12 protein-coding genes and 1 pseudogene are annotated in these 14566 nt (G+C 69.6%); 6 read left to right on the forward strand and 7 right to left on the reverse strand.

What is annotated here, in order from left to right:
- From G6018_RS12985 to G6018_RS12995, 3 genes are all read right to left on the reverse strand, one after another.
- The coding region (locus G6018_RS12985; protein WP_182639825.1) for a hypothetical protein at positions 1 to 991 on the reverse strand (991 nt) is incomplete at its 3' end.
- 72 nt (positions 992 to 1063) lie between these two features.
- The gene (locus tag G6018_RS12990) at positions 1064 to 1615 is read right to left on the reverse strand and encodes a DUF1003 domain-containing protein (protein WP_182610526.1); all 552 of its coding nucleotides are present in this window, start codon (positions 1613 to 1615) and stop codon (positions 1064 to 1066) included.
- Positions 1612 to 2949 (reverse strand): CBS domain-containing protein, encoded by a 1338-nt coding sequence (locus G6018_RS12995; RefSeq protein ID WP_182639826.1) that lies wholly within the window; start codon positions 2947 to 2949, stop codon positions 1612 to 1614. The genes G6018_RS12990 and G6018_RS12995 overlap by 4 nt, the downstream gene beginning before the upstream one ends.
- Before the next feature lie 69 nt (positions 2950 to 3018).
- Between G6018_RS12995 and G6018_RS13000 the strand changes: the two genes are divergently transcribed.
- From G6018_RS13000 to G6018_RS13010, 3 genes are read left to right on the forward strand one after another with little or no spacing between them, the layout of a single operon-like run.
- The gene (locus G6018_RS13000; RefSeq protein WP_182610450.1) at positions 3019 to 4059 is read left to right on the forward strand and encodes a CoA ester lyase; all 1041 of its coding nucleotides are present in this window, start codon (positions 3019 to 3021) and stop codon (positions 4057 to 4059) included.
- On the forward strand, positions 4059 to 4559 hold the full coding sequence (locus G6018_RS13005; protein ID WP_179525580.1) for a general stress protein: 501 nt from the start codon (positions 4059 to 4061) through the stop codon (positions 4557 to 4559). The genes G6018_RS13000 and G6018_RS13005 overlap by 1 nt, the downstream gene beginning before the upstream one ends.
- The gene (locus G6018_RS13010; RefSeq protein WP_304814553.1) at positions 4556 to 5164 is read left to right on the forward strand and encodes a suppressor of fused domain protein; all 609 of its coding nucleotides are present in this window, start codon (positions 4556 to 4558) and stop codon (positions 5162 to 5164) included. Before G6018_RS13005 ends, G6018_RS13010 begins: the two co-directional genes overlap by 4 nt.
- Here the strand turns inward: G6018_RS13010 and G6018_RS13015 are convergent, their stop codons facing one another.
- Positions 5165 to 6256 carry a magnesium and cobalt transport protein CorA gene (locus G6018_RS13015; RefSeq protein ID WP_182639827.1) on the reverse strand — a complete coding sequence of 364 codons (1092 nt, stop codon included), beginning with the start codon at positions 6254 to 6256 and terminating at the stop codon, positions 5165 to 5167. It lies immediately after the preceding gene.
- Between the two features lie 118 nt (positions 6257 to 6374).
- Here G6018_RS13015 and G6018_RS13020 point away from each other — a divergent pair, with 118 nt between their 5' ends.
- The gene (locus G6018_RS13020; RefSeq protein ID WP_182639828.1) at positions 6375 to 7289 is read left to right on the forward strand and encodes a glycine betaine ABC transporter substrate-binding protein; all 915 of its coding nucleotides are present in this window, start codon (positions 6375 to 6377) and stop codon (positions 7287 to 7289) included.
- A 96-nt stretch (positions 7290 to 7385) separates the two neighbouring features.
- Here the strand turns inward: G6018_RS13020 and G6018_RS13025 are convergent, their stop codons facing one another.
- From G6018_RS13025 to G6018_RS13035, 3 genes are all read right to left on the reverse strand, one after another.
- On the reverse strand, positions 7386 to 11282 hold the full coding sequence (locus G6018_RS13025; protein WP_182639829.1) for a multifunctional oxoglutarate decarboxylase/oxoglutarate dehydrogenase thiamine pyrophosphate-binding subunit/dihydrolipoyllysine-residue succinyltransferase subunit: 3897 nt from the start codon (positions 11280 to 11282) through the stop codon (positions 7386 to 7388).
- 127 nt (positions 11283 to 11409) lie between these two features.
- Entirely contained in the window at positions 11410 to 12105 is a 696-nt protein-coding gene (locus G6018_RS13030; protein WP_179525576.1) for a hypothetical protein, read from the reverse strand.
- Positions 12106 to 12189: 84 nt separating this feature from the next.
- Positions 12190 to 13524 carry a D-arabinono-1,4-lactone oxidase gene (locus G6018_RS13035; protein ID WP_182639830.1) on the reverse strand — a complete coding sequence of 445 codons (1335 nt, stop codon included), beginning with the start codon at positions 13522 to 13524 and terminating at the stop codon, positions 12190 to 12192.
- Between the two features lie 134 nt (positions 13525 to 13658).
- Between G6018_RS13035 and G6018_RS13040 the strand changes: the two genes are divergently transcribed.
- A complete protein-coding gene (locus tag G6018_RS13040; RefSeq protein ID WP_179525574.1) occupies positions 13659 to 14297 on the forward strand; it encodes a TetR/AcrR family transcriptional regulator in 639 nt (212 codons plus the stop codon).
- Positions 14298 to 14301: 4 nt separating this feature from the next.
- A pseudogene (locus G6018_RS13045) lies at positions 14302 to 14566 on the forward strand (amino acid deaminase/aldolase); the annotation flags it as partial.

Below are 14566 nucleotides of genomic sequence, written 5' to 3' on the forward strand. Positions count from 1 at the left end.
GCGGCGTGGGTACTGCCGGGGGAGCCGGCGGTGGGGTCACCTCGGTACATCCGGGTACCGGACGGCCGGGCTCGCCCGGCGGCGCGGGCTCCGGTGCCGCGGTGGGCCGACCCTCCCAGCCGTCCGGGCAGTGCTCGGGGGTCTTCGGTGGTTCCACGATCGGCCTGGGCTTGTGGATCTCCGGCAGGTCCGACGGCAACGGGTAGGAGTTGACGGCGTAGCCGTGCGCCCAGGCGTTGACGTTGGCCACGTACGCGAGCGAGTTGTTGTAGGCGAGGACCGCCCGGGTGCGGGCCGCGGGGTCACCCATCGAACCGCCCTGTCCACACAGCAGGGTCGCGGCCGCGAGTGCACCGTCGTAGATGTTGTTGGGGTCGGCCACGCCGTCGCCGTTGCCGTCCCGACCCAGCACCGCCCAGGTGGAGGGGATGAACTGCACGGGGCCGACCGCCCGGTCGAACTCGGTGTCGCCGTCGAACCGCCCGCCGTCGGTGTCGGTGATGACGGCGGTGCCGGGCAGCGAGCCGTCGAGGCGGGGACCGAGGATGCGGCCGATGGTGTTGCCCTGCGCGTCGAAGCGTCCACGGCCCTGGTTGGATTCGACCTGGCCGATGCCCGCGAGAAGTGTCCAGTCCATCTCGCACGCGGGCTTCTCGAGGTTGAGGCGGTCGGTGGCGCGGTGGTAGGCGTCCAGGGCGATGCCGGGGATCCCGAGGGGGCCGTCCGGGATCGTCGCGGGCTCGATGTGTGCGGCGCCGGGGTCCCGGACCTCGCTCGGCGGCGGGGTCTCGGAGGTCGGAGTGGTGGCACCCGCCGCGGTCGTCGTCGGATCTTGGGTGGCGGTCTCGGCCGCCTGGACGATTCCCGAGGCCCCGGTGGGCCGACTGTGGTCCATCGTCAGACTCACGGCGGTGAGCACGCCGATCACGCCCGCGGCGACCGCGGCGCTGGTCAGTGCCCGTCGATCAGTGTTGTGCGCGATCTTGCGCAAAGTTCCCCCTACAACGTCCGGACGGTGTCGCGAGCGGGGTGCGTCGCGGCATCGCTGCCGTGCTGGTCGACGCTACCTCCGGCCCCTGGTGTCTGAATCGCTTTTGCGGCGTTCGGTGTTACCGCCGTCACAATTCTGGTCCGCGAGCAGCGATTCTATGCGCTCGATCGAGCTCCTGAGGTCGTCGAGTTCCCGGCGGAGGTAGTCGCGGGTGACCGTCTCACCCACGGAGAGCCGGACGGAGGCCAGTTCCCGGGCCAGGAACTCGGTGTCCGCCTTGGTCTGGGTGGCCCGCAGCCTGTCCTCCGCGATCGACTCCTTGTCGCGGTCCTCCTGACGGTTCTGGGCCAGGAGGATGAGGGGGGCGGCGTAGGCCGCCTGGGTGGAGAACGCGAGGTTGAGGAGGATGAACGGATAGGGGTCGAAGCGCATCGCCACGACCGTGACGTTGATGAGGATCCAGACGATCACGAGGATCGTCTGGATCAGCAGGTACTGGCCGGTCCCGAAGAACCGGGCGATGGCCTCGCTGTACCGGCCCACGGCGTCCGGGTCGACACTGATGCGGGGCCGCCGCGAGGTGACGGGTGTGGAGAGCGCGGAGCGCGTGCCCGGTTCGGTCACCGACGGACCTCCCTGTGGTCGTGGAGGTCCATGTCACGCCAGTCCTCGGGGAGCAGGTGGTCGAGGAGGTCGTCCACCGCGACCGCCCCCAGGAGATGGCCCTCGTCGTCCACGACGGGACCGCACACGAGGTTATAGGTGGCGAAGAACCTCGTCACCGAGTCCACCGAGTCGGTGGGACGCAGGCTGGACAGGCTGGTGTCCACGGTCTCGGCGACCATGGTCGACGGCAACTCCCTGAGCAGCGCCTGGATGTGGACGCATCCGAGGTATTTGCCCGTCGGGGTGGCCGTGGGGGGTCGGACCACGAAGACGAGGCTCGCCAGCGCCGGGCTCAGGTCGGGATTGCGGCAGTGGGCCAGGGCTTCCGCGACTGTCGTCTGGGGGGACAGGATGATGGGTTCCGGCGTCATGAGCCCGCCGGCGGTGTCCGCGTCGAACGTCAACAGGCGGCGGACGGGTGCGGAGCCCTCCGGATGCATGAGTTCGAGGAAGGACTCGGCGTCCTTCTCCGGCATCTCGCCCAGCAGGTCCGCCGCGTCGTCCGGATCCATCGCCTCGAGGACGTCCGCCGCCCGTTCCAGCTCGAGTCGGGTCACGATCTCGGTCTGCTCGTCGTGGGGCAGTTCCTGGAGGATGTCCGCGAGTCGTTCGTCGTCGAGGGTGCGGGCCACCTCGAGCCGACGCACCTCGGGTAGTTCACGCAGGGCGTGCGCGACATCGGCGGGACGGAGATCGGCGTAGTGCTCGACCAGGCTCTCGGCTCCGTGCTCCGGGGTGCCGATGGCGTCGTCGTCGAACCCCTCGATCCGACTCCAGGGCTGGATCGACACCGGCCCCCGGCGGCCGAGGGGCCCGCGCCCACGACGGGCCCGGACGGCCAGCCTGGAGACGAGCCAGTCGCGGGTGCGCTGCCGCTCGATCTCCACGTCGACGACCTGGTAGCGCGACGTCACCGCGGTGCCGGCCCCCGAGACGGCCGAGGGGCCGGCCGCGGAGCCGGGCGCTCCGCGCTCCGGATCGACCCCCACGATCGAGTCCACCAGGGACCCGAGCACCAGGTTCTCGCCGGGCCTGGACTGGAACCGGTGCAGGTTGATCGTTCCGGAGATCAGCGCGACCGAGCGGGGCTCGACCGAGGCGACCCTGAGCATGGGCACGAAGATCCGCCGCCGGGTGGGCAGCTCCACCACCAGTCCGAGGACCCGGGGTTGCTTGTGCCGGGCGCGCATCGTCACCACGACGTCGCGGATCCGCCCGATGTCGTCCCCGTCAGGGCCGATCACCGGCAGTCCGGCTAGCCTGGCGACGAAAGCCTTGTTGAGGTTCGCCATGCGGACCAGGTTAGTCACCGGGTGGTGGATCACGCCCCGCCCGCACCGGACCGGAGGGAGTGCCCGCAGATGACCCCCGCCCAGCACACGGAGCCCGCACCGTCGGAGTCCGCCGCGGCGACGATCGCCGGACTGCGCACGCGTCCCCGGCGCACTGTGCTCGCCGTCCCCGGTAGCAGCGTCAAGATGATCGGCAAGGCCCGCGGGTTGCCGGTGGACGAGGTGTTCCTCGACCTCGAGGACGCCGTCGCGGGCCCGGCCAAGGAACAGGCGCGCGAGAACGTCGTCGAGGCGCTCACCAGCGGTGGCTTCGCCGCGCCGACCGTGGTGGTGAGGGTGAACGCCTGGGACACCGAGTACACCGTCCGGGACGTCACGGAGGTGGTCGGCAGGGCGGGCGCCCACGTCGACGCGCTCCTCCTGCCCAAGGCGCGGTCGGGCGCGGAGGTCCGGGCCCTCGACCTGGTGCTCACCCAGGTGGAGAAGGCGGCGGGCCTGCCGGTCGGGCACATCGGTATCGAGCCCCAGATCGAGGACGCGCTCGGTCTCACCAACATCGACGAGATCGCCACCGCGAGCGCGCGGGTCCTCACGCTGGTGTTCGGTCCCGCGGACTTCATGGCCTCGATCGGCATGCGCACCCTCACCGTCGGGGAGCAGCCGGAGGGGTACGCGCCGGGCGACGCCTACCACCACGTTCTGTTGAGCATCCTCGTCTCCGCCCGGGCGCACGGTCTCCAGGCGATCGACGGGCCGTTCCTCAAGGTGCGGGACGTGGAGGGCTTCCGCAGGGCGGCGGCCCGCACCGCGGCACTGGGCTTCGACGGCAAGTGGGTCCTGCATCCCGCCCAGGTGGACGCGGGCAACGAGGTGTTCAGCCCGCGTCAGGACGAGTTCGACAAGGCGGAGGGGATCCTCGCGGCCTACGCCCACTCCACGTCCGAGGAGGGCGGGGCCCGGGGCGCGGTGATGTTCGGTGACGAGATGCTCGACGAGGCCAGCCGTAAGATGGCACTGGTAGTCTCCGCACGGGGGCGGGCAGCGGGGATGACGACGACGGCCGCCCGAGAGACCGATCCGAACGGGTCGACGACGGAAGGATCGATGTGATGACGACTCCGGTGTCCCCGACCACGGGCCGGCGCGGGCAGACGCCCGGGTTGCCCACGCCCCCCACCGGGTGGGTGGTCGGTTCCTACCCCACCTACGCGCAGGCCCAGGCGGCCGTGGACCACCTCGCGGACGAGGAGTTCCCCGTCCACGAGGTGACCATCGTGGGCGTGGACCTCATGCAGGTGGAGCGTGTCACGGGCCGGTTGACCTGGCCCAAGATCCTGCTCGGCGGACTGGCGACCGGCGCGTGGCTCGGACTGTTCGTGGGCCTGCTGGTCGGCATCTTCACCCAGCCGATGTGGGGAGTCGTCCTCACCGGACTGATCGGTGGTTCGGTGTTCGGTGTGGTCTCCGCCTCGCTGTCCTACGCCGCGACACGGGGAAAGCGCGACTTCGCGTCGACCTCCCAGTTGGTCGCCGGACGGTACGACATCCTGTGCGAGCCCGGGAACGCCGAGAAGGTCCGCGACGAACTCGCACGCCTCGGCCTCAAGTGACGCTCCCGGGAGGCCCTTCCGACTCGTCGTCCGTCCTGACCGCGGTCCGCGAGCATCTCATCGCGCATCTCGGCCCCGAGCCGCAGGAGGCATCGGTGACCTTCCTGGGGGCGGCACCGATCCGGGTCCTGCGCTTCGTGGACATCGAGTCCGGCCTGGTCAGATACGCCTCGCTCGGGTGTTCGGCCGACCCGATGGGGGACCCGTCCGCGCTGGTCCCCGACCCGACCGCGCCGCGGGCCGAACTCTCCCTGGTGTTGCGGGGCGGCGTGGACGGGCTCGTCCGCGCCCTGGCCGTGCTCGCGGCCGCCCCGGCGGTCGAGGGCCTGGTGCTGTCCGAGGGCGCTCTCATCGATCTCGGGGAGCCGCTGTGGCCGGGCGCGGCGTTCACCGCGGTCGTGCTGCGGGCGCCCGAGATCCCCGACGTCGAGGTGGGCGGGGAGTCCGCCCCCGTCAGGATCTTCCGAGCGGTCCCGGTGACGCACACCGAGGCGGCCTGGGTCCGGCTCAAGGGAGCGGGGGAGCTCGAGGACGCGTGGGCCGAGGCCGGGATCGACGTGACCGATCCGGCGCGCCGCGCGGTGAATCCGGGTCTGACCCGCTGACTACAGCCAGCGGTTCCTGCGGAAGAGCAGGAACAACCCGGTGCACGCGGCGGCCATGACCCCGAGCACCAGGTAGTAGCCGTACTCGGAATGCAGTTCGGGCATGTTGGTGAAGTTCATCCCGTAGATCCCCGCGATCATCGTGGGCACGACCGCGATCGCCACCCACGCGGAGATGCGCCGCATGTCGGTGTTCTGCTGCACCCCGATCATCGCCATGGCCGCGTTGACCAACGAGGTGATCTGCTCGTCGAGGGTCGTGACCTCCGCCGCGACCTGGCTGTGGTGGTCGTGGACGTCGCGGAAGTAGTGCCGGATCTCGGCGGGGACCAGGTCGAGATGCTCGACCGCCAGGCGCCGCAGGGGCAGGGCCAGGGGAGCGATGTCGTGCTTGAGCTCGAGCAGCTCACGCTTGAGCAGGTAGATCTGCTCGATGTCGACACGGGTGCGGGGGGCGAAGACGGCGGTCTCCAGGTCGTCGATGTCCCCACTCATCCCCTCGGCCACCTCGAGATAGCTGTCCACCACCCGGTCGGCCACGGCGTGCATCACCGTCGACGGCCCCCGGAGCAGCCTCTCGGGCGCGCTCTCGAGCTCCGCGCGGATGTCGGCGAGGCCGGTGAAGTCCCCGTGACGGACGGTCACCACGAAGTCGCGGCCCAGGACCACCATGACCTCACCGGTGGAGACGATGTCGTTGGTCTCGGTGATCGACTCGTGCTCGAGGTACCTGACCGTCGACATGTTGAGGACCAGGGAGTCGTCGTAGGCCTCCAGTTTGGGCCGCTGCCGTCCGCTGGCGGCGTCCTCGGAGATCAGCTCGTGGAGACCGAACTCACTCGCCAGCGCCTCCATCTGGTGCGGGTCCGGGGCGTGGAGCCCGACCCACACGAACCCCCGCCCGGCCTGTCGTACGTGCCGGATCGCGGCCCGGTGGGTGAAGCGCCCCGGGACACGGACGCCGTCGACGTAGACACCGCAGTCGACCACCGCGCGTTCGGTGGGAACGGTCAGCCGGGTGCGTGGGGGGAAGGGGGTGGCCGTGTCGTCCCGCCGTCTTCGGATACTCGGCACCAGCGCCCCCTCACTCATCACCATGACACTATCCGGCGCCGGGCCTCGACACGATGGGCGTTAGGGTTCTGCTGGGAGACTGGCGGACAGGTGTCGCACGACCGGGTGCGGACGTGGCGAGGAAGGACGTGGTCGAGTGCGGCGGACGGGGGAGCGGGCCGGGGTACGCGGACTGGCGATCGCCGGGGTTGCGGTGGTGGCACTGACCGGATGCCAGGCGCAGTCGTCGATCGTCCCCGCCCACGAGTCCGATCCGGTCGTGGTGATCGAGACCGCGTCCTTCGGTGAGGCCGAGGTCGTCGGCCACATCTACGGCAACGCCCTGTTGAGATCGGGCTCCCGGGTCACTCTGCGTCCGCAGTCGGGAGACCAGGCCGAGGTCCTCGAGTCGGTGACGGCGGGAGACGCCACGTTCACCATCGGGTTCACCGGGGAGTTGCTCCGGGCGTTCGATCCGGGCTCCACCGTGGTCGAGGCCGACGAGGTGTACACCGCGATGATGGCCGCCCTCCCCGAGGGGGTCACCGCAGCCGACCCGGCTCCCGCCGAGGACGCCCCCGTGTACGTGGTGACCCGGCACACCTCGGAGACGCGCGGTCTGCGGACCATGTCCGACCTCGCCGGACGCTGCGGGGAGTTCACACTGGGCGCACGCCAGGAGGCGCTCGCGGACCGTGAGCTCGCCACCGCGGTGGGTGGGACGTACGACTGCGGGTTCGGGCGGAGGGTGGCGCTGGGCCCGAACCCGCGCGCGGTGTTCGACGCACTGCGCGCGGGGGAGATCGGCGTGGGGCTGGTCCAGTCGACCGACCCGGTCCTGGATCCCGACGACATGGTGCCGCTGGACGACGACGAGGACGCCATCCTGGCCCAACACGTCGTCCCGGTGTTCCGCAAGGGCTCACTCTCGGAGGACCAACTCGCCCTGGTCAACCGGATCAGCGGCGAGCTGACCACGGAGGACGTGCGGGAACTCCTGCTCGGGGTGGAGTTCGGCACCTCCACCCCGACCGATCTCGCCAACTACTGGCTGGACTCGCACGACTACTGAGCCCGGGGGTACGGGACCGGCCCCGGGCGCACGGGACAGGCCCCGGGCGACCGCCGCCGGGGGGCGCGGAGACCCGCGCCTACCCCGTGGCCGCGATCAGGAGAAGGCCTCGTCCACGAGCGCCTTCTGCTCGACCGCGTGGACCTTGCTCAGGCCGGTCGACGTGGCGGCCATGGCCCGTCGAGACACCCGCTTGAGCGGCGGGAACTCCGGGATGACCTCCGGCAGGTTGAGTGCGAGGAAGCTCCACGCGCCCTGGTTGGCCGGTTCCTCCTGCACCCACCGGACCTCGGTGAGGTTCGGGTAGTGGCTGAGCGCCTCGCGGAGACGACGGAACGGGATCGGGTGGATCTGTTCCAGCCGGACGATCGCGACGTCGTCGTGGCCTTCCTTCTCCTGCCGTGCCGCCAGCTCGTAGTAGAGCTTGCCCGAGACCAGGAGCATGGTCTTGACCTTCTCCGGGTCCTTGCCACCGTCGACGAAGGTGGGATCGTCGAGCACCGAACGGAACTTGCCCGAGGTGAAGTCGGCGAGGGCGCTGACGGCCTTCTTGTTCCGCAGCATCGACTTGGGGGTGAAGACGATCTGGGGGCGCTTGATGCCGTCGGTGGCGTGGCGACGCATGAGGTGGAAGTAGTTCGCCGGGGTCGACGGTTGCGCGACCGTCATCGACCCCTCCGCGCACAGCTGCAGGAAGCGTTCCATGCGCCCTGAGGTGTGGTCCGGGCCCATGCCCTCGTGGCCGTGCGGCAGGAGCAGGGTGACCGAGGACTTCTGACCCCACTTGGCCTCACCGGAGGAGATGTACTCGTCGATGATGGTCTGGGCACCGTTGACGAAGTCGCCGAACTGCGCCTCCCACAGGACCAGCGCCTCCGGGTCACCCACGGAGTAGCCGTACTCGAACCCGACACCGGCGTACTCGGTGAGCGCGGAGTTCCACACCTCGAACCGGCCGTCGGCCTCGTCGAGGTTCTGCAGCGGCGAGTAGGGCTCGGCAGTGGTCTTGTCGACCACCACCACGTGCCGCTGCGTGAAGGTGCCGCGCTGCGAGTCCTGGCCGGCCAGGCGAACGGTCCGGCCCTCCATGACGAGCGAACCGATCGCGAGCAGCTCGGCGAACGCCCAGTCGATGTTCCCGTTGTAGGCCATCTTCTGGCGCGCCTCGTAGACCGGCTTGACACGCGAGTGGATGTGGAAGTCCTCGGGCAGGTTGCCGAAGGCGTCGCCGATCGCGTGGATGACCGACTCGTCGACCGCGGTCACCAGACGCTTGGGCAGCGGCTGGTTCGGCAGGATCGACTCGGATGCCTTGACCGGGTGCTTCTCGAGTTCGCGGACCTCGTTGAAGACCCGCTCGAGCTGGCCCTGGAAGTCGCGCAGGGCGTTCTCGGCCTCCTTCTCGGTGATGTCACCGCGACCGACGAGATCGTCGGTGTAGGACTGGCGGACGCTCTTCTTGCCGTCGATCACCTCGTACATCCGGGGCTGCGTCATCGACGGGTCGTCGGCCTCGTTGTGGCCGCGGCGGCGGTAGCAGACGAGGTCAATCACGACGTCCTTCTTGAACTGCTGGCGGAAGTCCATCGCCAACCGCGCCACCCGCACACACGCCTCTGGGTCGTCACCGTTGACGTGGAAGATCGGGGCGCCGATCATCTTGGCGACGTCCGTGGAGTACTGGCTGGACCGACCGGCCTCGGGGGCGGTGGTGAATCCGATCTGGTTGTTGACGACGATGTGGATCGTCCCGCCGGTGCGGTACCCGTCGATCTGGGACAGGTTGAGCGTCTCCGCCACCACCCCCTGGCCGGCGAAGGCCGCGTCACCGTGGAGCATGAGTGGGACGACCGGGTACTCGGCACGCCACTCCGGGTCCTCGATGAGGTCCTGCTTGGCCCGCACGATCCCCTCCAGGACGGGGTCGACGGCCTCGAGGTGCGACGGATTGGCGGTGAGCGAGACCTTGATCTCGTTCTCCCCGAACATCTGGTACTGGATGCCCTCGGCGCCGAGGTGGTACTTGACGTCACCCGAGCCGTGGGCGGCCGAGGGGTCCATGTTGCCCTCGAACTCGGTGAAGATCTGCCGGTAGGGCTTGCCCACGATGTTGGCCAGGACGTTCAGGCGGCCGCGGTGCGGCATGCCGATCACGACCTCGTCGAGCGCGAACTCGGCGGCCTCGTCGATGACCGCATCCATCATCGGGATGACCGATTCGGCGCCCTCCAGGGAGAAGCGCTTCTGTCCGACGTACTTGGTCTGCAGGAAGGTCTCGAACGCCTCCGCCGCGTTGACCTTGGACAGGATGTACTTCTGCTCGGCGACCGTCGGCTTGTCGTCGACACCCTCGAGTCGTTCCTGGATCCACTGGCGTTGTTCGTTCTCGAGGATGTGGGTGTACTCGATACCGATCTTGCGGCAGTACGCCGCGCGCAGCGCAGACAGGACGTCGCGCAGGCGCATCTTGTCCTTGCCGACGAACCCACCCACGGAGAACTTGCGGTCCAGGTCCCAGAGCGTCAACTCGTGGGAGTTGACGTCGAGGTCCGGGTGGAAGGTGCGGCGACGCTTGGCGTGCCGCCCGTCCAGGGGGTCGATATCGGCCATGAGGTGGCCGCGGTCGCGGTAGGCCGCGATCAGCTCGAGGACCCGGGCGTCCTTGTCCACGCGCGGGTCGGTGATGTCCTGACGCCACCGGACGGGCTCGTAGGGGATGCCGAGGACGTCGAAGATCTCGTCGTAGAACTCGTCGGCGAGCAGGAGACGGTGGATCTCGCGGAGGAACTCCCCGGATTCCGCACCCTGGATGATCCGGTGGTCGTAGGTCGAGGTGAGGGTGGTGATCTTGCCGATGGCGTTGTTGGCCAGCTGCTCGTCGCTGGCACCCTGGAACTCGGCCGGGTACTCCATCGCACCGACACCGAGGATCGTGCCCTGCCCCACGGTCAGTCGCGGCACAGAGTGGACGGTGCCGATCCCGCCGGGGTTCGTCAGCGAGATGGTGACCCCCGAGAAGTCCTCCATCGTCAGCTTGCCGATGCGGGCGCGGGAGACGATGTCCTCGTAGGCGTCGAGGAAGCCGCGGAAGGTCAGTTCCTCGCAGTTCCTGATGGCGGCCACGACCAGGGTGCGCCCCGCCTTGGTCTTCATGTCGATCGCCAGGCCGAGGTTGATCCCGTTCGGGGTCACGACGTTGGGCTTGCCGTCGACTTCCTCGAAGTGGTTGTTCATGTTCGGGTAGGACTTGATCGCCTGCACCATCGCGTACCCGATGAGGTGGGTGAAGGAGATCTTGCCGCCGTGCGTCCGCTTGAGGTGGTTGTTGATGACGACGCGGTTGTCGATCATGAGCTTGGCCGGAATCGCACGGACCGAGGTGGCCGTGGGCAACGTCAGCGACGCGTTCATGTTCTTGACGATCGCGTTGGCCGGGCCGCGCAGGACCTTGTTCTCTGCTTCCTCGGGCGGCGTGTACTCGGGCCGGGTGGTCCGCTTGGCGGCGGGTGCCTCCGACGTGCCACGCGAGCTCGGCGTCCGCGCGGGGGCCGGCACACCCCGCCCGCGTGCCTTGCTCTTCGGGGAGCTCTCGGCGGTGGGCTTGGCGGCCACGTCTTCGGCTGACGACTCGGGAGACATGTCCGCGACGGTCAGCTCCGAGGTCTTCTGGGTGTTCGCGTCGGGGGTGGCGTTGTCGCCCCCGGACTTCTCGGAGGAGACCTTCTTGCCGCTCTTGCCGGCACTCTTCTTCTCTCCACCGGTCTTGCCACCACTGGTTTTCCCACCAGTCCGTGCGTCACCCCCGTCCGCAGCCGGACCGGCACCGGACGAGCCGTTCGACGCACTCCGACCGCTCACGGCCGCGGCCCCGGGGTTCGCGTCGAAGAACTCGTGCCAGGACTTATCCACGGAGGACGGGTCCTTGGAGAACCGCTCGTACATCTCGTCGACGAGCCACTGGTTCTGTCCGAACTGTGAGACGGTGTTGCTCACGATGTTGTGGTGCCTTCCTGATCTGTGGTGGGTTTCACACGCAATGAACCCAGGCTAGACCTTCTGCGCGTTCTCGGCCTTCCGATCTCACCTGACAGGGGGATGCGGTGCACTCGACGCACGGGGGTCAGGTCGAGGGCCAGCTGTCCGGAGGGGTCCCGAAGGTGGTCGCCGCCGCCTTCACGACGGTCCGACCCAGCCGTCGGTTCCCCCAGCCTCCCACCGCCGCGCCGATGCCCGCGGGGGCGAGCTTGCCCATGGCGAGGGTCGCCCGCTTCACCGCGAACTTCCGGGCGAACCGGGACACCATCCGACGATTGACCTCCTTCAGACCCGGGAGCCCCAGCGACCTTCCGGCGAGCGACCCGCCGGCGGAGGCCCCGCCGCTCGTGCTGACCGCGTTGGCCAGGATCGCGGTGCCCGACGCCCCGAGCATGACGGTCATCACGAGCAGCTCCTCGTGCTCGCCGACCCTCACGTCCACGCCGTGGACCTCCGCGACGGCCAGGGTGTAGAACGCGGCGGCCTCGATGAACACCAGCGACTCGGCGCCGATCGCGCCGAACGCGACGATGGTGCCGACCCCGGGGACGGCCGCCGTGGCGCCCACGGCCGCGCCGGACGCGGTGACGGCGCTCAGGAAGCGGGAGTCGAGCCGGTCGCGGATGCGCGCGGGACTCTCATCCGGATGGTTCTCGCGGAGCTTGCGGACGTAGGCGCGCGCGGCCCCGGCCTGGCTCCGTATCGCCTTCCGGAGGGCCCCTGTGGCGATTCCGGCGAGTGGACCGGAGACGTCGGTGTCGGCGGGGACGCGTTCTGGCACGGGATCTCCTCGAGGGTGTTCACGACAGGGTCGGCTGCCCTTGTCCGTCACTCCACGGTACGGAGGATCACGTGGTCCCGCCTCCTACGGGAGGACCTGTTCGGTGTACTGGTTCGCGAAGACCCGGTCCGGGTCCAGTCGGTCCCGCACGGCGACGAAATCGTCGAAGTGTCGGATGGTGTCGGACAGGTCGGCGGCGGTCCGGGTGTGCATCTTCCCCCAGTGGGGTCGACCGTCCGCGGCGAGGAAGATCTCCTCGGCCGATCGGAAGAGCTCGGTGTGGTCCATCAGGTGGAACTGGTGGACCGCGATGTAGCAGACGTCCCGCTGGTGGGCGGTCGACATCCACACGTCGTCCGCGGCGGCGAACCGCACCTCGACGGGGAACGGCGTGACGATGCCGGAGCGGTCGATCATGTCCCGGAGGTCCCTCACCACGGCCGCGGCCGCGGCCACCGGCACCGCGTACTCCATCTCGCGGAAGCGGACCCGTCGTGAGGAGGCGAAGACCCGGTAGCTGCGATCGGTGTACGCGCGGGCCGACATCGCCCGGGCCGCGAGGCGGTTGATCCGGGGTGTCAGCGAGGGCCGACGGGCGGCCGTCCGGCACAACGCACCGAACGCCTCGTTGGCCAGGAACTCCTCGCCCACGAGCTCGCGGAACCTGCCCAGGGGCTGCAGCTCGGTGTCGCCCGGAAGCCGGGTGTGGCGTTTGACGGTCACGGCGTCGGTGTGGGGGAACCAGAAGAACTCCGCGTGGTCGGCCGAGCCCGCGAAGCCCTCGAGATCGGCGAGCGCGGCGGTCAGGGTCCACGGGTGTTCCTCGGCGCTCAGCGCGAACGCCGGCACGCAGTGGATCGTCATCTTGGTGATGATCCCGATCGCACCGATCCCGAGTCGCGCCGCCTCGAACACCTCAGGATTCGTCTCGCGGGAACAGTTCAGGACGGAACCGTCGGCGGCGACGAGCTGCAGACCGACGACGGTGGCCGGCAGGCCGACAGCGTGCCGACCCGTGCCGTGGGTCCCCGTCGACACCGCGCCGGCGAGCGACTGTTCCGCGAAATCCCCGAGATTCGGTTGCGCGAGTCCCAGGTCCCACAGAAGGGGGCCGAGCCGGTGCAGTCGCGTGCCCGCCCAGACGGTCACGTCAGCCCCGTCGACGTGCCCGTCGGGGGCGCGGGTCGGGACGATCGACTCGATCCCCGTCAGGTCGTCGAGTGAGACCAGGACCCCGTCCGTCGCCGCGGCCGGGGTGAAGGAATGTCCGGCGCCCACGCACTTGACCCGGGTGCCCCGGTCGGCGGCGGTGCGCACGATGTCCGTGACCTCCGCGACGGTCGTGGGGTCGGACCGGCCGGACGGCGAGGCGATGACGTTTCCGGCCCAGTTCTGCCACGGTGTGGTCGAGGTCGTCATGGCTGCCGAGATTACCCCCCGCTTCACCGTCGAAGGGGGGCAACCTGGACGACAGACCTGACCGCGGGGCGGTGCCCTGTGCGATCCGGGGACGAAGTGTGCCCGCCGCAGGGTCGTCGTCGTACCATGGACGGGTGACCAGACGCCTCCCATCCGATCAGCGCAGAGCGCAGCTCCTCCGGGCCGCCCTGGAGATCGCCGAACATGACGGGTTGGGCGCGGTGACCGTCCGTGGCGTCGCGGAGCGGGCCGGCGTCTCCCTCGGTGTCGTCCACTACTGCTACACGGATAAGGAAGAGCTCCTCCGTGAGGTGATCGGTGCGGTCAACTCGGAGGTGCACCAGGCGGCACGGGCGTTCATCAACGTCGACTTCGACTCCGGCGCCATGGGCAGGGAGGGGCTGCGACGGAGGTTGTACGAGGCCATCGACCTGATCTGGGCCGTCATCTCCGCTTCTCCCGACCGGCAGCTCCTCACCTACGAGATCGTCTCCTACTCGCTGCGCACGTACGGGACACCCGAGATCGGCCTGGCCCGCCACCAGCAGGAGTCCAACGAGGAGATCATCCGCTCGGTGCTCGGGCGGACCGCCCAGTCCGCGGGTATGCGCTGGGGTATGGGCCTCGACGACATGGTCCGTGTCGTGGAGGCCACGGTCGCGGGCATCGGTCTGCGCTGGCAGATCTGCCGGGACGACGACGAGGCGATCGCCCTTCTCCACCGGGCGGTCGACCTCGTGGTGGCGGACGCGCATCCGCTCGACGGTGAGTAGGCCGGTGTCCGGACCCGGCACCGACGCCGTGGACGCCGTGGACACGGCCACCGCCGGACTGGACGCGCCGCTCGCCGCGCTGCACCTGCCCACCCTGCGGGCGAACCTGGCCGACCTGCGGCGACGAGCAGGCGGGACGCGGATCCGGATCGCCAGCAAGTCCGTCAGGTCGCGCGGGGTGCTCGAGGAGGTCCTCGGTCCGGGGCTCCGGGGTGACGACTCGGTACGCGGCATCATGGCCTATTCGCTCACCGAGGCCCTGTGGCTCA

This window comes from Dietzia sp. DQ11-44 (genome assembly GCF_014145205.1).
Lineage (GTDB): Bacteria > Actinomycetota > Actinomycetes > Mycobacteriales > Mycobacteriaceae > Dietzia > Dietzia natronolimnaea.

Coding starts and splice junctions, on each gene's coding strand:
- G6018_RS13000 (WP_182610450.1), top strand. CDS start 3,019: ATGACCCCCGCCCAGCACACGGAGCCCGCACCGTCGGAGTCCGCCGCG.
- G6018_RS13015 (WP_182639827.1), bottom strand. CDS start 6,256: ATGAGTGAGGGGGCGCTGGTGCCGAGTATCCGAAGACGGCGGGACGAC.
- G6018_RS13005 (WP_179525580.1), top strand. CDS start 4,059: ATGACGACTCCGGTGTCCCCGACCACGGGCCGGCGCGGGCAGACGCCC.
- G6018_RS13035 (WP_182639830.1), bottom strand. CDS start 13,524: ATGACGACCTCGACCACACCGTGGCAGAACTGGGCCGGAAACGTCATC.
- G6018_RS12995 (WP_182639826.1), bottom strand. CDS start 2,949: ATGGCGAACCTCAACAAGGCTTTCGTCGCCAGGCTAGCCGGACTGCCG.